General features: G+C 72.6%; 16 protein-coding genes. 12 read left to right on the top strand and 4 right to left on the bottom strand.

The features are described from left to right. On the top strand, positions 1 to 729 hold the full coding sequence (locus DEJ49_RS03950) for a class I SAM-dependent methyltransferase (protein WP_150182427.1): 729 nt from the start codon (positions 1 to 3) through the stop codon (positions 727 to 729). Next, positions 726 to 2,294 carry an FAD-dependent oxidoreductase gene (locus DEJ49_RS03945; protein ID WP_150182425.1) on the top strand — a complete coding sequence of 523 codons (1,569 nt, stop codon included), beginning with the start codon at positions 726 to 728 and terminating at the stop codon, positions 2,292 to 2,294. Before DEJ49_RS03950 ends, DEJ49_RS03945 begins: the two co-directional genes overlap by 4 nt. Positions 2,295 to 2,312: 18 nt before the next feature. On the opposite strand, the gene DEJ49_RS03940 is transcribed toward DEJ49_RS03945, so the two are convergent. From DEJ49_RS03940 to DEJ49_RS03925, 4 genes are read right to left on the bottom strand one after another with little or no spacing between them, the layout of a single operon-like run. Further along, on the bottom strand, positions 2,313 to 3,326 hold the full coding sequence (locus DEJ49_RS03940; protein WP_150182423.1) for a DUF5914 domain-containing protein: 1,014 nt from the start codon (positions 3,324 to 3,326) through the stop codon (positions 2,313 to 2,315). Continuing rightward, entirely contained in the window at positions 3,323 to 4,354 is a 1,032-nt protein-coding gene (locus tag DEJ49_RS03935) for a phytoene/squalene synthase family protein (RefSeq protein ID WP_150182421.1), read from the bottom strand. Before DEJ49_RS03935 ends, DEJ49_RS03940 begins: the two co-directional genes overlap by 4 nt. After that, the gene (locus DEJ49_RS03930) at positions 4,351 to 5,835 is read right to left on the bottom strand and encodes a phytoene desaturase (protein WP_150182419.1); all 1,485 of its coding nucleotides are present in this window, start codon (positions 5,833 to 5,835) and stop codon (positions 4,351 to 4,353) included. Before DEJ49_RS03930 ends, DEJ49_RS03935 begins: the two co-directional genes overlap by 4 nt. Beyond that, positions 5,832 to 7,013, bottom strand: coding sequence for a polyprenyl synthetase family protein (locus tag DEJ49_RS03925; protein ID WP_150182418.1), 1,182 nt, complete (start codon positions 7,011 to 7,013; stop codon positions 5,832 to 5,834). Before DEJ49_RS03925 ends, DEJ49_RS03930 begins: the two co-directional genes overlap by 4 nt. Before the next feature lie 834 nt (positions 7,014 to 7,847). Here DEJ49_RS03925 and DEJ49_RS03920 point away from each other — a divergent pair. The 10 genes from DEJ49_RS03920 to DEJ49_RS03875 all read left to right on the top strand — a co-directional run bounded on the left by DEJ49_RS03920 (position 7,848) and on the right by DEJ49_RS03875 (position 23,789). Continuing rightward, the gene (locus tag DEJ49_RS03920; RefSeq protein ID WP_150182416.1) at positions 7,848 to 9,326 is read left to right on the top strand and encodes a sugar transferase; all 1,479 of its coding nucleotides are present in this window, start codon (positions 7,848 to 7,850) and stop codon (positions 9,324 to 9,326) included. A gap of 73 nt (positions 9,327 to 9,399) precedes the next feature. Continuing rightward, positions 9,400 to 10,716 (top strand): nucleotide sugar dehydrogenase, encoded by a 1,317-nt coding sequence (locus DEJ49_RS03915; RefSeq protein ID WP_150182415.1) that lies wholly within the window; start codon positions 9,400 to 9,402, stop codon positions 10,714 to 10,716. Next, the gene (locus DEJ49_RS03910) at positions 10,706 to 11,971 is read left to right on the top strand and encodes a glycosyltransferase family 4 protein (protein WP_150182414.1); all 1,266 of its coding nucleotides are present in this window, start codon (positions 10,706 to 10,708) and stop codon (positions 11,969 to 11,971) included. The genes DEJ49_RS03915 and DEJ49_RS03910 overlap by 11 nt, the downstream gene beginning before the upstream one ends. Further along, entirely contained in the window at positions 11,968 to 13,365 is a 1,398-nt protein-coding gene (locus DEJ49_RS03905; protein ID WP_150182412.1) for a Wzz/FepE/Etk N-terminal domain-containing protein, read from the top strand. Before DEJ49_RS03910 ends, DEJ49_RS03905 begins: the two co-directional genes overlap by 4 nt. Next, complete coding sequence (locus tag DEJ49_RS03900; RefSeq protein WP_150182410.1) at positions 13,362 to 14,891, top strand: Wzz/FepE/Etk N-terminal domain-containing protein; 1,530 nt, start codon at positions 13,362 to 13,364, stop codon at positions 14,889 to 14,891. Before DEJ49_RS03905 ends, DEJ49_RS03900 begins: the two co-directional genes overlap by 4 nt. 3 nt (positions 14,892 to 14,894) lie before the next feature. Beyond that, the gene (asnB, locus tag DEJ49_RS03895) at positions 14,895 to 16,823 is read left to right on the top strand and encodes an asparagine synthase (glutamine-hydrolyzing) (protein ID WP_150182408.1); all 1,929 of its coding nucleotides are present in this window, start codon (positions 14,895 to 14,897) and stop codon (positions 16,821 to 16,823) included. A gap of 25 nt (positions 16,824 to 16,848) precedes the next feature. Beyond that, positions 16,849 to 19,038: a bi-domain-containing oxidoreductase gene (locus tag DEJ49_RS03890; RefSeq protein WP_150182405.1), complete on the top strand. Its 2,190-nt coding sequence runs from the start codon at positions 16,849 to 16,851 to the stop codon at positions 19,036 to 19,038. After that, positions 19,035 to 20,993, top strand: a complete 1,959-nt coding sequence (locus DEJ49_RS03885) for a heparinase II/III family protein (RefSeq protein WP_150182404.1) — start codon at positions 19,035 to 19,037, stop codon at positions 20,991 to 20,993. Before DEJ49_RS03890 ends, DEJ49_RS03885 begins: the two co-directional genes overlap by 4 nt. Positions 20,994 to 21,001: 8 nt before the next feature. Then, entirely contained in the window at positions 21,002 to 22,549 is a 1,548-nt protein-coding gene (locus DEJ49_RS03880) for a right-handed parallel beta-helix repeat-containing protein (protein ID WP_150182402.1), read from the top strand. Position 22,550: 1 nt separating this feature from the next. Further along, positions 22,551 to 23,789: an O-antigen ligase domain-containing protein gene (locus DEJ49_RS03875; RefSeq protein ID WP_150182400.1), complete on the top strand. Its 1,239-nt coding sequence runs from the start codon at positions 22,551 to 22,553 to the stop codon at positions 23,787 to 23,789. Positions 23,790 to 23,833: the final 44 nt, after the last annotated feature.

Below are 23,833 nucleotides of genomic sequence, written 5' to 3'. Positions count from 1 at the left end.
ATGACCGTGCTGCGCGACGACACCCTGTCCGCCGCGTTCGACCACGCGGCCCGCACCTACGACCGGCTGGTCGCCGCCAACCCCGGCTACCACGCACACCTGCGCCGCTCCGCGCGGCGGCTGCGGCTGCCGAACGGCGGCGCCGGACTGCGCCTGCTCGACCTCGGCTGCGGCACCGGCGCCTCCACCGCCGCGCTGCGCAGCGCGGCCCCGCTGGCCGAGATCGTCGCGGTCGACGCGTCGGCGGGCATGCTGGAGCGCGCGGCGGCCAAACCCTGGCCGCCCTCCGTGACGTTCGTGCACGCCCCCGCCGAACGGCTCGAACAGGCGGGCGTGGAGGGGCCCTTCGACGCGGTCTTCGCCGCGTACCTCTTCCGCAACCTCGCCGACCCGGACGCCGTGCTCGCGGTGGTCCGAGCGCTGCTCGCCCCGCACGGCCGCCTCGCCGTGCACGAGTACACCCTCAGCGGACGCCTGACGGACCGTCTGGTGTGGACGGCCGTGTGCAAGGCCGTGGTGCAGCCCGCGGGCACCCTGTCCGGCGACGGAGCCCTCTACCGCCACCTGTTCCGCAGCGTCTCCGGCTTCGACACCGCCGACGCCTTCGCCGCACGCACCCGCAAAGCGGGCTTCGACCGCGTGCGCGTCCTGCCGATGCCCGGCTGGCAGACCGGCATCGTGCACACCGTCCTTGCCGCGGCCGACGGCTCCGGCGGGGCCGTCCGATGAACCTGAACGGCACGGAACAGCCGTACGCGACGCCCCGCCGGGGCCGCGACCGCCGCGCCCGGGTGTGGCCCGCGCCGACCGGACTCGCGCGCGTACCGAGCGGCGAGACGCGCACGACGGCCGTCGTGGGAGGCGGCCTCGCCGGTCTCGCCGCCGCCACGGCCCTCGCGGAACGCGGAGTCCGCGTGACCCTGTACGAACGCGAGTACCAGCTCGGCGGCCGCCTGGCGGGCTGGCCCATCGAGCTCGCCGACGGCTCCACGGCGACCATGACCCGCGGCTTCCACGCGTTCTTCCGCCAGTACTACAACCTGCGCGGCCTGCTGCGCCGGACCGACCCGGGACTCACCGCGCTGACCGGCCTGCCCGACTATCCGCTGCAGCACAGCAAGGGGTTCAGGGACAGCTTCGCGAAGGTGCCGCGCACCCCGCCGTGGAGCGCGCTCGGCTTCGCCGCGCTCAGTCCCACGTTCGGCGGGCGCGACCTGGCCCGGATGAACCCGCGCGCCGCCCTGCCCCTGATGGACGTCCGCGTCCCCGAGACCTACCGGCGGCTCGACCGCACCAGCGCGCACGAACTCCTCGAACGCATCCGGTTCCCCGAAGCAGCCCACCACCTGGCCTTCGAGGTGTTCTCCCGCAGCTTCTTCGCCGACCCGCGCCTGCTCTCGGCCGCCGAACTCGCCCTCATGTTCCACATCTACTTCCTCGGCTCCAGTGAGGGCCTGCTCTTCGACGTACCGCAGGAACCCTTCCCGACGGCCCTCTGGGACCCCCTGGCCGCCTACCTCACCGGCCACGGCGTCGACATCCGCACCGGGCAGGCCGTCGAGAGCGTCCAGCCGGCGCCGGGCGGCGGGTTCCGCGTCACCACCGAGGACGGCGGGGACCGGTACGACACCGTGGTGCTCGCCCTCGACACGACCGGCCTGCAGCACGTCGTCGCCCGCTCGCCCCGGCTCGCCGACCGCCCATGGCGCGAGCGGATCATGCGGCTGCGCACCGCCCCGCCCTTCCTCGTCTCCCGCCTCTGGCTCGACCGGCCCGTGGCCGCCGACCGCCCGGGGTTCCTCGGCACCAGCGGGTACGGGCCGCTGGACAACGTGAGCGTCCTCGAACGGTGGGAGGGCGAGGCGCTGCGCTGGGTCGCGCGGACCGGCGGCTCGGTCGTCGAACTGCACGCGTACGCGGTGGATCCCGGCGCCGACCGGACGGCGGAACAGGAACGTCTGCGGGTGCAGTTGCAACGCGTCTACCCCGAGACGCGTGACGCCAAGATCGTGGACGAGCGGCACGAATGGCGCGCCGACTGCCCGCTGTTCGCGGTGGGCGGCTACGAGGACCGGCCCACCGTGCACACCGCCGACCCGGCCCTCACCGTGGCGGGCGACCTCGTCCGCACCGACCTGCCGGCCGCCCTGATGGAGCGCGCCGTCACCACGGGGTTCCTCGCCGCGAACGCCCTGCTCGCCCGCTGGGGCCTGCGCGGCCAGACCCTGTGGTCGGTCCCCGACCGGGGCCGGGTGCGGGCACTGCGGGCACTCAACCGGATGCTCGGCACATGAACCGCGGCGCCGTATGGTTCAGCCCGGGAAGCGGCCCGTGCTGCGCAGGGTCCAGCGGCGTTCCGCGTACGCCAGGTCGTCGCGCCACAGCCGGGCCGCCGCCGCCCTCATGAGCGGCCGCAGCGCGGGCGCGGCGGTCCTCGCGGCGAGGAAACCCGGGCGCCCGGACGTGGCGATCACCGCTTCGACCACCGCCGTACGCGGATTCCCCGCCCGGTCCGTACCGAGGGGCGTCGCGTGGGTCTCCACCACGGATCCCTCGCCCTCGCCGCGGGTGATGTGCATGACGACGGTACGGGGCTCCGGTGCCGTGAAGACCGCCCGCACCGGAACGACCGCGCGCCCGGCCACCTTGAACGACACGTCGACGGTGAACGCGTCCTGCCGCGGATCACTCCCGCCGTCGCCGCCGTCCCCGTCGTCGTCCGCGACGGGGGCCACGGTGAGATCGACGAAGGAGTACGGGTGGAACCACGCGCCGTGCCAGGGGTCGAGCCGGTTGGCGACCACGTCCTCGGGTTCGCAACGGCCGGCCACCGTCATCACGGCCGCCACGCTCTCCGCCGGGTCGGGGCGCTCGGGCAACACCGGCCGCTCCAGGGCCGGTTCGCCGCCGACGTCGTCGAGCCTGACCCAGACCAGGACACCGTCGTCGAAGGCCGGGTAGGGGCTCCAGCCCGCGAACGGCCGCCCGTCCAGGGACATGCCGTGCCAGTGGCAGATCAGCGTCCCGCACCGCACCGGACTGTCCTTGAGCGGAGCGCCCAGGTGCGGGCAGGCACCCGGCCCGGCCCGCAGCGTTCCCGCCGCGTCGCGCCACAGGACGATCTCCCGCCCCGCCACCGTACGGCCCAGCGGACGGTCGTCCCTGAGCTGCCCGGTCGCGCCCACCACGTACCAGTTGCCGGACGGGCGGCCCTGGGCGCGCTTCAGCGCGGCGGCGATCACGGCGGGCCGGGCCTCGCGCCAGGTCGGGCGCTGGTCCTCCCAGGCGACGGGCTTGCGGCGCAGCCGCAAGGGGTAGCGGCTCATACCGGCTCCTTCCGGGAGTGCGCGGTGTACGTGCCGTGGTGCGGGGCCGCGTCTTCGGGCAGCGCGGGCGGTGGCAGCGCGGGGGCGCCGGCCAGTCGGTGCCGCAGGCGCGCGGCGGCCACCCGGGCCAGGCCGTCGCAGGCGACCGCGGCGCGGCGGCGCCGGGAGACCGCGGACCGCCGGTGCAGGACGGCGTAGCCGCCGTCGGCGATCGCGTCCAGGATCGCGCCGTACAGCACGAACGCGGTGCGGATGCAGGGGCGAGCGACGGGGTCGAGCATGGCGAGGCCAGGGGCGGCGGTGGCGTAGACGCCCCGGGTGAGGGCGGCGGCCTCCTTCAGTGCCGCGGTGACCCTGGGGTCCCCGCGTCCGGTGGTGCGGCTCCAGAGCAGCAGGGCGCGGTCGACGCCGTGCGCGGCGAGGAGCTCCTGGGGCAGGTAGATCCGGCCACGGTCCAGGTCCTCGCCCACGTCCCGCAGGAAGTTGGTCAGCTGGAAGGCGACCCCCAGGGCGGCGGCGTGCGGGGCGGCCTCGGCGCGGGGGACGACGGTGCCGAGCACGGGCAGCATCTGCAGGCCGATGACGGCGGCGGAACCGTGCATGTACCGCTCCAGGTCGCCGTAGGTGGCGTACTCGGTCACCTCCAGGTCCTGGCGCATGGACGTCATGAAGTCGCTGAAGTGCAGCGGGTCGATGGCGTACCGGCGGGCGGTGTCGACCAGCGCCGTCACGACGGGTTCGCCGCTCTCCCCGCTCCGCATCCCCCGGTCGAGCTGCGCCTGGAGCCGCCGCAGCGCCAGGGAGCGTTCGGCGGGCGCGGCGGTGACCTCCAGGTCGTCGACGATGTCGTCCGCCCACCGCGCGAAGCCGTACAGGGCGTGCACGGCGGGCCGCCGTTCGACCGGCAGCAGCCGGGTGGCCAGAAAGTACGTCTTGCCGTGGCGGGCGTTGAGGCGCCGGCAGTGGGCGTAGGCGGCGCGCAGCGCGGGGTCGGTGATCGCCGCCGCGTCCAGCTCGCGGGCGCTCATCCGGTCTTCCCCGTGACGCGCGCGGCGGCCAGCTTGCCGGAGATCAGGACCGTGGGCACGCCCACGCCGGGCGTGGTGCCGCAGCCCGCGAGGACGGCGTTGTCCGTGCCCCGCACGAGGTTGCGGGGGCGGAAGGGGCCGGTCTGCGGGAAGGTGTGGGCGGCCGAGAACGGGGTGCCCGCCGCGTGTCCTTGGTCGGTCCAGTCCGCGGGGGTCACCATGCACTCCTCTTCGATCGCCGCCCCGATCCCGGCGAGGCCGCGCCGCTCCAGTTCGGCGAGGAGGCTGTCGCGGTAGCGGGGCGCGAGGTCGGTCCAGTCCCGGGCGGCGGGGCCGATGTCGGTGTTGGGGGAGGGGGCGAGGACGTAGTGCAGGTGGCGGCCGTCCGGTGCGAGGGAGGGGTCGGTGGCCGTCGGCCGGGTGATGAGCAGGGACGGGTCGGACATGAGCTTCCCGGTGCGGGTCAGTTCCTCGAAGGTCTGCTTCCAGGCCGACCCGAAGGAGATCGTGTGGTGGGCCAACTGGGGCCAGGTGCGGTCGGTGCCGAGGTGCAGGACCACCGCTGACGGTGAGTGCCGCAGCGGGCTCGGACGGCGCGGGGCGCGGCCCAGGAGTCCGTACGCGACGGGGAGGTCCGGGGTGAGGACCACCGCGTCGCAGGGGATCCGTCCCCGGTCGGTGACGACGGCCGTGATCCGGGCGCCGGACCGCTCCAGGCGCTGGACGGTGTGTCCGTACCGGACGTCGGCGCCCGCGTGTGCGGCGGCGGCCGCCATGGCGCGCGGCAGGGCGTGCATGCCGCCGCGCGGGAAGTGGACGCCGGCGACGGTGTCCATGTAGGCGATGACCGCGTAGGCGGCCAGGGCGCGGGCCGGCGGCACGCCCGCGTACAGCGCCTGGAAGGAGAAGACCCGCCGCAGCCGCTCGTCGGAGATGAACGCGGCGATGCGCGCGTCGAGGCGCCCGAAGCCGCCGAGGGCGGCGAGCCGGGCCAGGTCGGGGGTGAGGAGTTCCAGCGGGGAGTCGAAGTTGGTGTCGATGAACCTGCGCATCTGGAGTTCGTAGAGCCGGGTGAGCCAGGTGCGCAGCCGCCGGTAGCCGAGGGCCTGCCGGGCGCCGGCGAAGCGTTCGATCTCGGCTTCCATGGCGTCGGGCGCGGTGTGTACGTCCAGGGAGTCGCCGTCGGCGAACCGGGCCCGGTAGGCGGGGTGCAGCGGCACGAGGTCGAGGCGGTCGCGCAGGCTCTCACCGACCGCGGCGAAGGCGTCCTCGACGAGGTCCGGCATGGTCAGGACGGTGGGGCCGGTGTCGATCCGGTACCCCGCGCGCTCCATGAGCCCGGCCCGGCCGCCCGGGTGGCCGGCCCGTTCGACGAGCGTGACCGCGCGGCCGGCGCCCAGCAGGTGCAGGGCGGCGGACAGGCCCGCGAGCCCGGCACCCACGATCACCACGTGGTCGGTCCGGCCAGGAATGGTCCTCATCGGCTCCCGCTCTCGGTCAGGGGAAGGTGCGGGGCAGCGGCCGTGCCGGAGACGGGCAGACCGGCCACGCGGCGGAACAGGTCGTGCAGCCGCCGGTCCGCGTGGGGGACCAGGGCGCCCGCGGCCAGGTGGCGGTGCGCCTGCCCGACCAGCCGGCGGATCTTGTCCTCGACGATCCCGCGGGCCCCGGTCGTCACGAACGCCTCCCGCACCCCGCGCACGTCGTCGTCGGTCAGATCGGCCCTGCCCACACAGCGGTCGAGCAGCGCGAGCACGTCGTGGTCCGCGGCGGCCTCGGCCCTGGCGGTCGCCACCGCCAGGAGGTAGGTGCCCTTGCCGTCGCGGATGTCGTCCCCCGAGGGTTTGCCGGTCTCCCCGGGATCGCCGAACGCGCCGTAGAGATCGTCCCGCAGCTGGAAGGCGATTCCGGCGCAGCGACCCGCCGAACAGAGCGCTCCGGTGGTCGCGTCGTCGGCGCCCGCGAGCGCGGCGCCGAGGGCCAGCGGGCGCTCCACGGAGTACAGGGCGGTCTTGAGTACGGCTGTCCGTACGGCCCCGGTCATCGACCGCGACCCAGTGGCCTGCCCCTGGAGGTCAAGGTACTGGCCCGCGACCATCTCCGCGCGCATGGCCCGCCACAGGCCGCGGACCCGGTGCGCCCGCCCCGTGTCGAGGACGGTCGCGGCGACCACGTCGTCGGCCCAGCTGAGCGCCAGATCACCGGCGAGGATCGCGGCGGCCTTCCCGAAGCCCTGCTTCCCGTACGAGCCGTACTGGTTCTGGAGGTCCACGTGCACGGCATCCCTGCCCCGGCGCAGCGGTGAGCCGTCCATGACGTCGTCGTGGACCAGGGCGCACGTCTGGATGAGTTCGAGCCCCGCGGCGAGGCGCAGGGCCGCGTCCACATGCGCGGGCGCCGCGCCGCCCGCACAGGCCCGCAGGGCCCACCACAGGAACTGCGAACGGATGCGTTTGCCGCCGCGCAGCGTGAACCGGGCCACGCGGTCCGCGATGTCCCCGGCGAACGCCGGGTCGATGGCCCTGGCCTCCTCCAGCCGTCCGTGGAGGACGGCCTCCAGCGTGCGGTGCACCGCGGCGGACACATCGGCGTCGATGTCGCACGCGCTCGCACCGTCCAGGGTGTCCTGCCTGGTCCCCTCCGCGGGTCCCGAGAGCATGGCGCGTCCTCCCACCGTGACACTTGATCGATACGGGTCACAGAACGCTTCGGGCGCCGACGGCCCGCCGGATGCACCCGGGCGCCACCTACCGACCCCACCTACCGACCGTCACCGGGACGGCGTGGACGGCACCCGCGGGCGGGCGATGTTCGAACTTGTACCAACTCGTGCGCATGGCCATGGAATTGGCCATCCGGCCGCCGTTCCGGGGTCGAAATTGCGTCACGCATCCGGGCCCCTGCCCGGTGGCACCGACTCCGGATTGTCACCGTCGGGGTGGTTGCGGACTCCTATCGCCGCTGGTCACGGTGCGTGTCCCGACCGTTACAGAGCCGAGGGTGTTCACCGAATGGTTGATCCGGTCCCAAAGGGCGAGCACAAATTCCACACATCCCCTCTCCATACCCGTCCCCATGCTCTAGATTGTCCGTGCTTCAGCTGTTCGGGCGTGAGGCGGCCATAAATGATCAATAGTCCGGCGTCACGGACAGCGAGCGATCGCGTCCCGGCGCCGCACGTGGGGGTGGTCAATTTCCGGGGCCCGGTGCGGGCTTCGGGTGCGGGGAGCACCCGGGGTTTCGACGGGTTTCGGCATCAGTTCGTGAGTCCGGCAGGACGAGTGCGTCCTTTGCCATTGGGGTGGGTTGTTCACAAGCGCTGAATTGAGCGGAATGCCGTGCGCGTGGGGCGTGCGCTTTCCGAGGGGAGGAACAGCGCGGCGCGGGAGGCGGGGGTCTCCCGGGGGAGGACCAGTGCGGGAGGCGGGGGCCTCCCGGGGGGAGGGGCAGTGCTGGGCGAACACGTCGAACCACTGGGGACCTGGGGGGTTCTGTGCGGCAGGGGGGATTAGTCAGCCCGTTTCCGTCGGCGCGCGGGCGTCTGGCGAACGGGGAGATCGGCCAGCCCGCAACCGAATGGGAGCAGCGGTACCGACGTACCGTGATCACCAGCGATACCGTGGCCACCGCCTTTGTGGTGGCGGGAATCGGTATCTTCTTCGGGGCCCGGGACGCGGCCAACTGGCACGAAAAGTGGGGCATTCTCGCATTCGGCACCGAACTCCTGGTGCTGGGCGCATTGGCGGTCAGCCGTGCGTGGGCTCCTTCCGTACTCGGACAGGGCGCCGAGGAATTCCGGCGCCTCGGACGCTCACTGTTCACCGCGGTCGTCGTCCTCGCGCTCGGCGGAATCGCTCTCACCTCGCGCAACATCAAACTCTGGATCTTCGTGGCGATACCCGCCATCGGGCTCGTCACCATGACCGCGCGGTACCTGCTGCGCCTGCGGCTGCACAGACAGCGGCAGGACGGGCGGTGCCTGCGGCCGGTGCTCGCCGCCGGCAGCCCGGACACCGTGAGCGACCTGATCACCCGGGCCCGCAAGTTCCCGCACCTCGGCTGGCGCGTGGAGGCGGTGTGCACGGCGGACGGCCTCGGGCCCGACGGTGACCATCTCGACGGAGTGCCGATCGTCGGCGGGCTCGCGGACGTCGCCAACCACGTCCGCCGCGACGGCTACCGGGTCGTCGCGGTCACCCCGGACCCGCATTGGTCGCCGGACCGGCTGCAGCGCCTCGCCTGGAATTTGGAGGGCAGCGACGCCGAAATGGTCGTGGCGCCCGTCCTGATGGAGGTGGCGGGCCCGCGGCTGCACGTCGACGCGGTGCTCGGGATCCCGCTCCTGCGGGTGAGCATGCCGGCCTTCACCGGGGGCCGGCGCGTGGTCAAGGGCATCGTCGACCGGCTCGGCGCGGCGGTCCTGCTGCTCCTGTTCGCGCCGCTGATGGTGCTCGTCGGGCTGCTCGTCCTCGCGGACAGCCGGGGCGGGGCGCTCTACCGGCAGCGAAGGGTCGGCAAGGACGGCCGCGAGTTCACCATCTTCAAGTTCCGCACCATGGTCACCGGGGCGCACGACGCACGCGCCCAGCTGGCCGAACGCAACGAAGGCGCGGGACTGCTCTTCAAGCTCCGCAGGGACCCGCGGGTCACCCGGGTGGGTGCGGTGCTGCGGCGGTACTCGATCGACGAACTCCCGCAGCTGTTCAACGTACTCACCGGATCGATGTCGCTCGTCGGGCCGCGGCCCCCGCTGCCGGAGGAGTCCGCCGCCTACGGGCCGGACATCAGGCGGCGGCTGCTGGTCAAGCCGGGCCTGACCGGCCTGTGGCAGATCAGCGGGCGCAGCGACCTGCCGTGGGAGGAGGCCGTCCGCCTCGACCTGCGGTACGTGGAGGACTGGTCGCTCGCGCTCGACACAGTGATCTTGTGGAAGACGCTGCGCGCGGTGATCCACGGCCAGGGGGCCTACTGATGCACGGGGACCGGCGCCCGCACAGGGCGCGTACAGCAGGCCGGGAGAGCCGGCCTGGGGGGAGTGACCAGTCATGAAGGTCAGCGTTTTCGGGCTCGGCTACGTGGGCTGCGTGTCGGCCGCGTGCCTGGCCGGCACGGGGCACGAGGTGATCGGCGTCGACGTGAACCAGGTGAAGGTCGACCTGGTCAACGACGGCAAGGCCCCGGTGGTCGAGGAGCGGATCGGCGAGCTCACCGCCGAGGTCGTACGGGCCGGGGCGTTACGCGCCACCACCGACGTCCGCGAAGCGATCATGGACAGCGAGGTGTCGCTGATCTGCGTGGGCACGCCGTCGGAGCCCAACGGCAGCCTGTGCACGACGTACTTGGAGCGCGTCACCGAGGAGATCGGCAGCGCGCTCGCCGAGCGGGGCGGACGGCACACCGTCGTCTTCCGCAGCACCATGCTCCCCGGCACCTGCCTCAACCTGCTCGTGCCCATCCTGGAGAAGCACATCGGCGGCACGGCCGGGGTCGACTTCGGCGTCGCGGTCAACCCCGAGTTCCTGCGCGAGGGCACGAGCGTGCGGGACTTCTTCGACCCGCCCAAGACCGTCATCGGCGAGCTCGACCCGGCGAGCGGCGACGCGGTCGCCGCGCTGTACAAGGGCCTGCCCGGCGAGGTGTTCCGGGTGCCGGTCCCGACGGCCGAGGCGATCAAGTACGCGGACAACGCGTTCCACGGCCTCAAGATCGGCTTCGCCAACGAACTGGGCGCCGTGTGCCAGGCGCTCGGCGTCGACTCGCACCAGGTCATGGACGTGTTCATGGCCGACCGCAAACTGAACATCAGCCCCGCCTACCTGCGGCCGGGATTCGCCTTCGGCGGCTCCTGCCTGCCCAAGGATCTGCGCAGCCTGGTCCACGCCGCGCAGCGCGCCGACGTCTCGGTACCCATCCTGTCCCACGTCCTGCCCTCCAACGCCGACCACCTGCAGCGCGCGGTCGAACTGGTGGAGCGCACCGGCAAGCGCCGGGTGGGGATGTTCGGGCTCTCCTTCAAGCCCGGTACCGACGACCTCCGCGAGAGCCCGCTCGTCGAACTCGCGGAGAGACTCTTCGGCAAGGGGTACGACCTGCGGATCTACGACGCCAACGTCAGCCTCTCCCGGCTGATCGGCGCCAACCGCGAGTACATCGAGACCCGGTTGCCGCACCTCGCACAGCTGCTCGCCGACTCCGTCGACGACGTACTGGAGCACGCCGACGTGTGCCTGGTCGGGACCAAGGACCCGGCCGTGCTCTCGGCGCTGCCCCACGGCGAGGGACCGGTGCTCATCGACCTCATCCACCTTCCCGACGCCGACGCGCGCCGGACCGAACCTGGGTACGTGGGCCTTGCTTGGTAATGCAATACGTGACGACCGGCCCCGCCGGCGCGCGCTGATCCTGGTGGAGAACCTGTCGGTGCCGTTCGACCGGCGGGTGTGGCAGGAGTGCACGACGCTCCGCGACGCGGGGTGGACGGTGCACGTCATCTGTCCCCAAGGCACCAAACGGGACACCGAACCGGAGGCGGAGATCGACGGGGTGCGGATCCACCGCTACCCGTTGCGCGCCGCCACCGGTGGTCCCGCGGGCTATCTGCGGGAGTACGGATCGGCGCTGTGGCACACGGCACGGCTGATCCGCAAGGTCGGCCCGGTCCACGTGGTCCACGCCTGCAACCCGCCGGACCTGCTGTTCCTGCCGGTCCGGTGGCTGACCCGGCGCGGCGCGCAGTTCGTCTTCGACCAGCACGACCTGGTACCGGAGCTGTACCTCTCCCGGTTCGACCGCGGCGAGGACCTCCTCTACCGGGGCGTGTGCGCGCTGGAACGCATGACCTACCGCGCCGCCGACGTCGTGCTCGCCACCAACGAGAGCTACCGGGACGTCGCGGTGCGCCGCGGCGGCAAGCGGCCTGAGGACGTCTTCGTGGTGCGCAGCGCGCCCCAGGTCGACCGGTTCCGACCGGTGCCCGCCGAGCCGGAGCTGAAGAACGGCAAACCCCATCTGCTCTGCTACCTCGGCGTCATGGGGCCGCAGGACGGCGTCGACTACGCCCTGCGGGCCCTCGCGAAACTCCGCGACGAGCTCGGCAGGACCGACTGGCACGCGGTGTTCGTCGGCGCGGGCGACGCCTTCGACGCGATGGTGGAGCTGTCCCGGGAGCTCGGGCTCTCCGACCAGGTGGAGTTCACCGGCCGCATACCCGACGCCGACCTGGTGCGCTATCTGTCCACCGCGGACGTGTGCCTCTCGCCCGACCCGCACAACCCGCTCAACGACGTGTCGACCATGAACAAGGTCCTCGAGTACATGGCGATGGGCAAGCCGATCGTCTCGTTCGACCTGCGCGAGGCCCGCGTCTCCGCCGACGACGCCGCCGTCTACGCGCCCGCCAACGACGAGGCGCAGTTCGCGAAGCTCATCACGGAGCTGCTCGACGACCCGGAGAAGCGCGCCCGCATGGGCACGGCCGGCCAGGAACGGATCACCGGCCGGCTCTCCTGGCAGAACTCCCAGAAGCAACTGCTCGCCGCTTACGACGCCGCCTGCCGCGGACGCACCGCGACGCAGAGAGCCGCCCCGGGACGCCTGGGGAGGAGGCGGCACCGTTGAGCGACGAAACGATACGACTGGCCACGATCGGCCAGGTCCTCCGCCGGAGGTGGCGGCTCCTCGCCGTCCTCACCCTGGCGGGCGCACTCGTCGGGTACGGCGCCTCGGTGGCGCTGTTCCCGCCCCGGTACACGGCATCGGCGTCCGTACTCCTGCCGGGGCAGTGGGAGGAGCGCGAACTGCTCACCCAGGCACAGGTCGCCACCAGCTCGTCGGTGGTCGACCGCGCGGCCGCGGAACTCGGCCTGAAGGGCGCCGCCGCCACCGAGCTGAAGGACAAGGTCGGCGCCAAGGCCACGAACGGGAACATCATCAAGATCTCGGGTACGGCAGAGAGCCCGGAGCGCGCACAGGAGCTCTCCGACCGCGTGGCACAGGAGTTCGTCCGCTTCTCCGCACGGCTCACGGGCGGCGACGACAACGGAACGGAGACGGGCCCCGAGGCCCTGCGCAAGAAGGTGGAGGCGACCAACCGCCGCATCAGCGACCTCGCCGACGCGGCCGACCCGGGGCGGACCGTGGAAGGCGTACAGGCCCGCACCTCCTTGGAGAAGCTGCGTGCCTCGCTGGAGGAGGCCATGAAGAAGCTGGACCAGGCCGAGACCGTGTCCAGCAAGGCCGGCATGGTCGTCATGGGCAAGTCGCCCAGGCCGACCGGCGAGGCACCGCCGACCCGCACGCAGCTCATGGCGGGCGGGGCGCTCCTCTTCCTGGTGTCCGCCGTCATCGGCCACCTCGCCACCGCCCGCACGAGCCGCAGGCTGCGCACCGAACCCGAGATCGCCGCGGCGCTCCGCTCCGAGCTGCTCGGCACCGTCGACGTACCCGACGACGGGCGCGCACACGGGCCGGACGGCGGCGGCCCGCGCGCCCTGATCCGCCGGTTCCTCGGCCTCGACACCCGCTGGGACACACCGGTCCCGCAGCGCTCCGCCGACGAGGCGGGGCGGCGGATCCGCTACCGGCGCGTGTGCGCCCGCCTCCGCAACAAGGTGCCCGCCGCCCGGCGGCTGCTCGTCGTCGTGCCCGAGGGCGACGACGTCGCCCACCTGGCCGCCGGACAGCTCGTCGCCGAGTCCGCGAGCGACCCCTCCACGACCGCCGCGAACCGGGGGTACCCCGCGCTGCGCGTGGTCGAGGTCCCGGTGACCCGGCCGGTGGTGCCCGACAGTGGCGCCGAGTCCGGCGCCCTCGTCGTGCTCAGCGCGGGTCAGTGGACCGCCGCCGAGCTCACCGGCATCGCCGAGGCGTGCGCGGACGGCCGGCACGAGGTCGTCGGCGTCGTCGTCGCGGGCGCGGTCCGCGCCCGCCAGGACCGCACCGCCGACCAGCCCCCGGAGAAGGCCACCCTGGCCCTCGCCGTGCGCGGCGACACGACGGGAGGCCCGGCGTGACGACGAACGCGACCGCGGACGCCCCGGCGCCCACCCCCCTCTTCGACCTGCACTCCCTGGTGGTGTCGGTGCGCAGGCGCCGCCGCCTCTGGTGCTCGCTCGCGCTCCTCGGCTTCCTGCTCGGCGCGGCCCTCGCGGTCCTCATGCCGCCCCCGCCGAGCGCGGTGACCAAGGTGCTCGTCGCCCACCAGGAGGACCAGCCCAACGACACCGGAACGCTGATCCGCACCGACGTCGAGATCCTCGGGACCACCCGGATCGCGGGCAAGGCCCTGCAGACCCTCAAGTCCACCGAGAAGCCCGAGGACTTCCTCCAGGACTACCGGGGCACCGGCCTGACCAACAACCTCATGCAGATCGACGTGACCGGCAAGGACGACACCGAAGCGGTCGCCCGTGCCAAGGCGCTGGCCGACGCGTTCGTCGCCGACCACATACGGCGCATGCAGGCGGCCGCGAAGGCCGAGGCCAAGGCGCTGCGCGACCAGCGCGACCGCATGCGGGACGAACTCAAGGAGGTCAACGCGTCGATCGGCGACCGGTCGCCGGAGACCGACCCGCAGGACTCCGCGAGCATCGAGTCCCTCTTCTCCCGCCGGGCCGAGCTCACCTCGCGCATCGCCGACTACGACCAGCGCGCCGAGGAAGCCCAGATGGGCACGCCCAAGATCATCGCCGGTACGCAGATCGTGGACGCCCCGCGCGCCGTGCAGCAGTCGCTGCCCAAGTCGGCGGCGACCAAGGCCGCGATCGGTCTCGTCCTCGGGCTCGTCCTCGGCCTCGCGCTGGCCGCCGTCACCTCCGTGGTGGCCGACCGCCCCGTGCTGCGCCGCGAGATGGCGGCGAACCTGGGCGCCTCGGTCATCGCCGAGCTGCCGCGCGTTCCGCGCCGCCCGGCCGGCCGGTGGCAGCTCAAGCGCACCCGGGTGGCCCGCGAACGGCTCGCCGCCTCGCTGGCCCGCACCGCGCGCGGCTCCAGGGAACCGGTGTCCCTGCTGGAACTGGGATGCGCGCGCAGCACGAGCGCGATCGCCCTGGAGGTCGCCGGGGTGCTCGCGGCGGAGGGGCCCGTCGTCGTCATCGACGGCCTGCCCGGCTCGGAGCTCGCCGACAGCCGCCACATACCCGGAGACGTGACCGTCGTCGGCGGCGAGCGCGCCGCGACCGTGTCGCACCAGGTGCGCCGCATCGGCGTCGGCTCCGTCGCGCCCGGCACCGCGTGGACCGACCTGCAGCACCTGGGCAGCCAGGCCGTGCTCGTCGTACGGGCCGGACACGGCAGCGCCGCGTGGCTGCACACCGTCGCACGCCAACTCGCCGACCAGCGCATCCCGGTGATCGGTGTGGTGCTGATCGACCCCGACCCGCGCGACCGGACCGACGGCACGCTGTGGGACGGACTGCACACCGCGCTGCGAGGCCCTCATGAGCGGCCGCCCCGGCAGAACGGGACCGGGCAGCCGCGAACCGAGAGGCCGTCGGTACCGGCCGCACGGGTCCCGTACAGCGACCAGGAGGCCAGGTAAGACATGTGTGGCATCGCAGGAACCTACCGATGGCCCGACGGCAAGGCGGTGACCGACCGGCTCACCGACGTCCTCGCCCACCGCGGCCCCGACGGGTCGGGCAGGTACAGCCACCCCGCGGGCGACGGCGAAGTGCACCTCGGACACCGCCGCCTGGCCATCATCGACCTGTCCGAGACCGGCGCACAGCCGATGGTCTCGGACGGCCTCTCCCTCACCTACAACGGCGAGCTGTACAACGCGCCCGAACTCCGCGCCGAACTCACGGGCGCCGGGGTGCGCTTCCGCGGCACCTCAGACACCGAGGTGCTCCTGGAGGCCTGGCGGCGCTGGGGCACGGACTGCCTGCCCCGGCTGCGCGGCATGTTCGCGTTCGCCGTCTTCGACGAGCGCACCGGCGAACTGGTGCTCGCCCGCGACCAGCTCGGCATCAAGCCGCTGTTCCTGCTGCGGCGCGGCGGGGGCATGGTGTTCGCCTCCGAGCTCAAGGCGCTCGCCGCCGTCACCGGCGGAACCCTCGACGTCGACCACGCGGCCCTGGTGGCCTCGCTCCTCTACTACTGGGTGCCCGACTCGCGGTGCGCGTTCCGCGACGCGGAGAAGCTGCCGCCGGGCAGCTGGCTGCGGATCCGGCCCGACGGCCGGGAGGCGCGCGGCACGTACTGGAACCTGAAGGACGTCGCCGCCGAGGGCCGGGAGCGGGCCCGCAGCGGTGAGCGGCCCGATCTCGCCGCGATCGTCGAGGAGTCGACCCGGCAGCACCTGCTCTCCGACGTGCCCGTGGCGACCTTCCTCTCCGGCGGCCTCGACTCCAGCTACCTGACCGCGCTCGCGGCCCGCCACCAGCCCGGCATCTCCGCCTACACCATCGGATTCCGCGCCGCCGACGCCAAGTTCGAGGCGATGCCGGACGACCTGCGCTACGCCCGGCAGGTCGCCGAGCGGTACGGCGTCGACCTGCACGAGATCGAGATCGCCCCGAACGTCCTCGATCTGCTCCCGCAGATGACGTACTCCCTGGACGAGCCGATCGGCGACCCCGCCGCGATCAACACGTTCCTGATCTGCACGGCCGCCCGCGAGGCCGGCGTCAAGGTGATGCTCTCCGGGATGGGCGCCGACGAACTGTTCGCCGGGTACCGCAAGCACCTCGCGAACCTGCTCGCCCTGCGCTACCAGCGCGTTCCGGCGCCCCTGCGGAGCGGGGTGTCCGGTGTCGTGGACCGGCTGCCCGTCGCGACGGCGCGCCGCGGCTACCGCTCGGTGCGCTTCGCCAAGCGGTTCCTCTCCTTCGCGGGACTGCCGGAGGAGACCGCGTTCCGCCGCAGCTACACCATGTACGACCAGGACGAACTGCTCGCCCTCGTCGACCCGGACCTGGCGGGGACCGTCGACGACGTGCTGACCGAGCACGCCGACGTCTACCGGGACAACGAACTCGACGACCACGTCAACCGCATGTGCCTGACCGACGCCCGGATGTTCCTGCCGGGCCTCAACCTCGCCTACACGGACCGCTCCAGCATGGCCGCGTCGACCGAGGTGCGCGTGCCGTACGTCGACGTGGACGTGGTCAGGGCGGCGTTCACCGTGCCCGGCGACCGCAAGATCGTCGGCCGGCAGGGCAAGGCCGTCCTCAAGGAGGCCGCCACCTCGATCCTGCCCAAGGAGATCGTCTACCGGCCCAAGGGCCTGTTCAGCGCGCCGCTGCGGGCCTGGATGAGCCGGGACCTGGCGCCGTTGGTGCGCGAGGTCGTCAACGACGGCGTACTCGTCAACTCCGGGATCCTGCGCCGCGACGCGCTGGCCCGCATGGTCGCCGAGGACGCCGCCGGTCAGCGGGACTTCTCCAAGCATCTGTGGCATGTGCTGACCCTCGAGTACTGGTACCGCGGCGCTGTCTCCGGCTCCGGCCGGAGCCAGGCGGCCTGAAACACGTAAAACAAGAGGAGCTCGGGTGAAACAGGTTGTGCAGAACTACAAGAGCGGCGAACTGGCGCTGCTCGACGTGCCGGCACCGGGGTGCAAGCCCGGCGGTGTCCTGGTGCGCAGCGCCTACTCGCTGATCTCCACCGGAACCGAGCTCATGAAGGTGTCCGAGGCCGGCATGTCGATGGTGGGCAAGGCCCGCTCCCGGCCGGACCAGGTGGCCAAGGTCATGCAGAGCGTGGCCACCAACGGCGTGCCCGCCACCTACCGCAAGGTCATGGGCAAGCTCGACTCCTACACGCCGCTGGGCTACTCGCTGTGCGGCGTCGTCGAGCAGGTCGGCGACGGGATCGACGACGTGGCCGTCGGCGACCTCGTCGCCTGCGCGGGCAACGAGCACGCGCTGCACGCCGAGGTGAACTGGGTGCCCAAGAACCTCTACACCCCGGTGCCGGACGGCCTCGCGCCCCGGCACGCGGCCTTCGGCACCGTCGGCTCGATCGCCATGCAGGGCGTACGCCAGGGCGAGCCGCAGCTCGGCGAGGTGGCGCTGGTCATCGGCCTCGGCCTGATCGGGCAGCTCGTCGTGCAGCTCCTCACCGCGTCGGGCGTCCGCGTCGTCGGCGCCGACCCCGACCCGGCGCGCTGCGCACTCGCCGAGCGGCTCGGCGCCGCGGCCGCCGGTGACCCCGCGTCCGCCGCCGTCGAGGCCGCCGTCGCCGAACTCACCGCAGGTCACGGCGTCGACCAGGTGTATCTGGCCGCGGGCGGCGGCAGCAACCAGCCCGTCGAGCTCGCCGCCCACCTGAGCCGCGACCGCGGCCGGGTCGTCGACATCGGCAAGTGCAGCCTGGACCTGCCGTGGAACGCGTACTACGAGAAAGAGCTCGACGTCCGGTTCTCCCGCAGCTACGGCCCCGGTCGCTACGACCCGTCGTACGAACTGGAGGGCCGCGACTACCCCATCGGCTACGTGCGCTGGACCGAGCGCCGCAACCTGGCGTGCTTCCTCGACCTCGCCGCCCGCGGCAGCGTCGACGTGGAGCCCCTGATCTCCCACATCGCCGACTTCGACGACGCCGTGGAGACGTACCGGAGCCTGCAGGACGGCGACCTCAAGGCCGTCGCCGTGCTGTTCCGCTACCCCGAGCACACGGAGGAGGACGCGGGCGAGGCGGCCGCTCCGTCGGTGACCGTGCCCGCCGTGAAGCCGAGCGGCAGTGGGACGCCGGTCCGCGCCCACAAGTCGCCGGTGCGCCTCGCGTTCGTCGGCGCGGGCAACTACGCGACGTCCATGCTGCTGCCGCACCTGACCGGCCGCGACGGCGTCGAGCTCGCGACCGTGGTCACCACGACCGCGCTCTCCGCCGCCAACGCCAAGCGGAAGTTCGGCTTCGCCGAGGCGACCACCGACCTCGACGCCGTGCTCGGCGACAAGTCCATCGACGCGGTGTTCGTCGTCACCCGGCACAGCTCCCACGCCGAGCTGACCAAGAAGGCGCTCCACGCGGGCAAGGCGGTCTTCGTCGAGAAGCCCCTGGCACTCGGCGAGGACGAACTCGCCGATGTCCTGAAGGCCGTGGAGGAGTCCGGCAACGACCGGCTCCAGGTGGGCTTCAACCGCCGGTTCTCGCCGCTGCTGCGCGAGGCCAAGAAGCGGTTCGGCGCCCGGACGGGACCGGCGAGCGTCCGCTACCTGGTCAACGCGGGCAAACTGCAGCACGGCAGCTGGTACCTGCGGCAGGGCAGCGAAGGCACCCGGTTCGCCGGTGAGGGCGGGCACTTCATCGACACGGTGAGCTGGCTGCTCGACGCCGACCCGATCTCGGTGTACGCGCTCGCCACCCCCGGCAACGACGACCTCCAGGTCGTCCTGCGCTACCCCGACGGCTCCACCGCCACCATCAGCTACGTCACCTCCGGCCCCGCCAGCCTCCCCAAGGAGACCCTCGACCTGGTCGCCGACGGCAAGGCGCTGCGGCTCGACGACTTCGTCCGCGCCTCCGTGTACGGAAGCAAGCGGTGGGTCAGCTCCCGGCTGCCCAAGGCCAGGGACAAGGGCCAGGAAGCGGAACTGGCCGCGTTCGTCCGTGCCGTGCGCACCGGCGGCCCGATGCCGGTGCCGCTGACGTCCCTCGCCGCCACCACGGCGGCCACCCTCGCGGTGCGGACCGGCCTGGCCGGTGGCGCGCCGGTGACGCTGGCGGGCGCCGAATGAGCATGAGCGCGGGCTGGTACCTGCGGCGGCTCTCCCGGATGGGGCCGCGCGAGATCGGCGGCCGGGCGGGCGACGCCGTGCGCAGGCGGCGCTGGCGGTCCGCGCCACCCGCCTGCCCGCACTCCGCCGACGCCCGGTTCACCGCGGTCCTGCCCGCCGGGACCCTCGACGCCGTGCCGCCGGACGCCGCGAAACGGCTCGTCGCCGAGGCGGACCGGCTCATGGCCGGGCACGTCGAGTTCTTCGGCGTGGTCCGCGACGACCTGGTGGACCCTGACTGGTGGTACGACCCCAAGACCGGGCGCCGCGCACCGTGGGGCTACGCCTTCGACGTGCCGTACCGCGACGAGGACGCGGTCGGCGACATCAAGCAGATCTGGGAGCCGTCCCGGCACCAGTACCTCACCGTGCTCGCCGCCGCCTACGCGGTCACCGGCGACGAGCGGTACGCGGAGCGGGTGGCCGAGCACCTGAGGTCCTGGTGGGCGGCGAACGCGCCGCTGCGCGGGGTCCACTGGATCAGCGGCATCGAGCTGGGCATCCGCCTCCTGTCGTGGGTGTGGATCCGCAGGCTGCTCGACGGCTGGCCGGGCGCGGCCGACCTGTTCGAGAACAACCCGGTCGCGGTCAACCAGATCTGGCACCACCAGCGCTGGCTCGCCGCCTTCCCCAGCCGCGGCTCCTCGGCGAACAACCACGTCATCGCCGAGGCCGCCGGACAGCTCGCCGCCTCCTGCGCGTTCGCCTGGTTCCCCACCTCCGCGCGGTGGCGCGACGGCGCGCTGCGGTCGCTGGAGCGGAACCTGCGCGGCAACACCTTCCCGTCCGGCCTCAACCGCGAACTGGCCAGCGAGTACCACGGGCTCGTCCTCGAACTCGGCCTGGCCGCGGTGGCCGAGGCGGACGCCGCGGGCGTCGCCGTCCCCACGACCGTACGTCTCGTGCTGCTGCGCATGACCGACGCGCTCGCCGCCGTCGTCGACAACCGGCTGCGGCCGCCCCGCCAGGGGGACGCGGACGACGGACACGGACTCGTCGTCGACGGCCCCGGCACCGACCGCTGGGCCTCGCTCCTCGCCACCGGCGACGCGGTGTTCGGCCGGCTCGACTGGTGGCCCGAGGTGCCGGAGTCCGCTGTGCGCACCCCGCTCCTCGCAGCGCTCCTCCGCCCGTACGCGAAGAACGACAACCCGCGGCGCGTGACCCGCCCGAGGAGCCGTCCCGCCCACTTCGGCGACGCGGGCATGACCATCCTGCGCGGCCCGGAGAAGATCTGGTGCCGCTGCGACGGCGGCCCGCACGGCTTCCTCTCCATCGCCGCGCACGCCCACGCCGACGCGCTGTCGGTGGAGGTCAGGCACGACGGGGTCGACGTGCTCGCCGACCCGGGCACGTACTGCTACCACGGGCAGCCCCACTGGCGGCAGTACTTCCGCTCCACCCTGGGCCACAACACCCTTGAGCTGGACGGCGCCGACCAGTCCGTGTCCGGCGGCCCGTTCCTGTGGACCAAGCACGCCCGCACCCGCGTCCTGGTCGCCGACACCTCGGGACGGAACGTGGCCCGCTGGTGCGCCGAACACGACGGCTACCAGCCCTCCGTACACCGCCGCCGCGTCGAACTGGCGTCGCACGAGCAGGAGGTGCGGATCACCGACGAGGTGCTCGGCCCGCGCCGGACCGTGCGCCTGGCGTTCCACCTCGGACCGGCGGTCACCGTGGACCTCGACGGGCACCGGGCCGCGCTCACCTGGACCCGGGACGGCGAGGACCGCTCCGCGGTGCTCGAACTGCCCGGGGAGCTCCGCTGGGAGGCACACCGCGGCGAGAGCGATCAGCCGCTCGGCTGGTACTCCGCCGGGTTCGGGCGCAAGGAACCCGCCACCACGCTGATCGGCACCGGTTCCGCCGAGGGCGTGCGGGGGTTCGCCTCCGTACTCAGGTTCCAGGGCTAGGGGGACACGTGGGGATCAAGTGGCGGCACCGGGCGCTGCCGGCGGCACCGCTGGCACTCGTCCTCCTGGCGGTGGCCGGCTGCGACAGCTCGTCGGACGGGGCGGGCACGCCGGGCACGTCGGACGCGCGGTCCAAGCCGACCGCAGCGCCGACCGCCTCCGTGGCACGGGTGTGCGCCAAGCCCGCCACCGGTCCCGAGAAGGCTCCAAAGGGCGCGGTCACCGTCGACCCCAAGGTCGTCGGTGACCTGGCCGCGAAGACCAGGAGCAACCCCGCAGGCACCACGTTCTGGCTCAAGCCGGGCAAGCACCGGCTCGAGCCGGACCGGTACGCGCAGATCATGACCAAGAAGGGCAACCGCTACATCGGCGCGCCCGGCGCGGTCCTCGACGGCCGCAAGAAGAACCAGTACGCGTTCAGCGGCACCGCCGACGACGTCACCATCAGCCACCTGACCGTGGAGCGCTTCGTCGCGCCGCACAACGAGGGCGTCGTCAACCACGACATGGCCGACGGCTGGGTGATCGAGCACACGAGGATCCAGCACAACGACGGCGCGGGGCTGATGGCCGGGGCCCGGCAGCAGGTCCGCGACAACTGCCTGCGCGACAACGGGCAGTACGGAATGAACGCGTACAAGACCGGCGACACGATCAAGGACCTGGTGGTCGAGGGCAACGAGGTCGTCGGCAACAACACCGGCAACTGGGAGCGCCGCCGCCCCGGCTGCGGCTGCACCGGCGGCATCAAGTTCTGGGCCGTCGACGGCGCCGACGTCCGCGGCAACTGGGTCCACGACAACCGCGGCGCCGGACTGTGGGCCGACAACAACAACAACGACTTCCGTATCGAGGGCAACGTCCTCGAAGCCAACGACGGCGCCGCGCTCATGTACGAGACCAGCTACAACGCGGTCATCCGCAACAACACGTTCCGCAAGAACAACTGGGTCGAGGGCCGCAGGAACGCCGACCGCGGGGACGACTTCCCGTACGCGACGATCTACGTCTCCGAGTCCGGCGGCGAACCCCGCGTCCGCGCCCGCACCGACAAGATCGAGATCTACCGGAACGTGCTGAAGGACAACTGGAACGGCATCACCCTCTGGGAGAACGCCGACCGGTTCTGCAACAGCCCCGCCAACACCTCGACCGGCTACTGCACGCTGCTGGTGAAGGACACCGACAGCTGCAAGCGGCCCGGCATCGCCAAGGCGCCGCTGTACGCCGACTGCCGCTGGAAGACCCAGCGCGTCGACATCCACGACAACCGCTTCGACCTGGACCCGTCCGTCGTCGACTGCGGGGACGACTGCGGCCGCATGGCGATCATCTCCAACTACGGCACCTACCCCAAGTGGTCGCCGTACAAGGGCAAGCGGGTCTCCGAGGCGATCACCGAGAAGCAGCGCAACCGCTGGCACGACAACGACTACCGCGGACCCTGGAACTTCGTCGCGGGCGACCAGACGCGCACGCTCGACTCGGGACAGTGGCAGGACACCCCGCCCCGGCAGGACGCGGGCAGCACCTTCGTCCGACAGGGCGGTGGCTGACATGAGCACGGACACCGCGATACGCCCGGCCGGCACGCCCAAGGCCGTCGGCGTCGTCTGGGCGCTGCTCGGCCTCAACACGCTGGGCTCCGCCGGGGCGAAGACCATCGTCACCCTTCCCCGCTCCCTCATCCAGATGGCCACCATGGGGGCGCTCGTCACCGCGTTCGCGCTGGCCCTCGCGCTCAACCCGCGGCTCCGCATCCGGCCCAGCGCCTTCGTCCTGCTGCTCACCCTGCTCCTCATCCCGAGCGTGATCTCCAGCGCCAACCTGGAGGTCGGGTACGGCGCGCTGTTCCGCTGCTTCCGGCTCACGCTCTTCGTCGGCACGCTCTGGCTGCTCACCCGCTGGTGGGACGGCAGCCTGACGTTCGTACGCCACCACATCCGGATGTACTTCGTGGCGCTCTGCACGGTCGCCGTCGGCCTCGTCATCGCGCCGGGCACGGCCATGCCCGAGTACTACGGCGGACGCCTCGTCGGCGCCCTGTGGCCGCTCACCCCGCCGCAGATCGGCCAGTACGCCGCGGTGATCATCGGACTCACCGTGCTGCTCCTCATCGGCCGCAGGACCACCAAGGGCAGCGGGGCGTTCGTCATCGTGCCCTCGCTCGTCCTGCTCGCCCTGACCCACACCCGTACGGCCACCGTCGGCATGCTCGTCGGGCTGACGCTCGCGATCTGCTCGCTCGTCATGACCAGCGCCGCCGCCCGCCGCTTCTTCGCCTGGACGGTGGTGTGCGTCACCGTCGGCGCGGTCGTCTTCTACTCCGCGATCCAGTCCTGGTTCCTGCGCGGCCAGAGCCAGGAGAACTTCTCCAACCTCACCGGCCGCGCCAAGGTCTGGGACGCCCTCCTCTCCGCGCCCCGGACGAGCGGGGAGAAGGTGTTCGGCACGGGCCTCGGCGACAAGTCGTTCGGCGGGCTGCCGATCGACAACAGCTGGCTGGCCGTCTACAACGAACAGGGCCTGACCGGCGTCACCATCGTGGCGTCGATGCTCCTCGTCCTCGGCGGCGTCGCCCTGCTGCGGCCGCCGTCCCTGGCAAGGGCCTGCGCGATCTTCCTGATCAGCTACGTCGCGATCTCCTCGTACACCGAGGCCGGACTCGGCGACGCCTCGCCCTACCTGCTCCACCTGGGCCTGGCCGCCGCGCTCCTCGCGACCCCCGTCACGCCCTCGCCCCTCTCGACGCCCGCAGTTCCCCGACGACACGTCCCGCGATGGGCCAGGAGGTGACCTCAAGCATGCACGCAGGAAACGGTCCGCACGACACGCACGAC

This window comes from Streptomyces venezuelae (genome assembly GCF_008642335.1).
Taxonomy (GTDB): domain Bacteria; phylum Actinomycetota; class Actinomycetes; order Streptomycetales; family Streptomycetaceae; genus Streptomyces; species Streptomyces venezuelae_F.
This window is presented reverse-complemented; position numbering and strand designations above follow the sequence as displayed.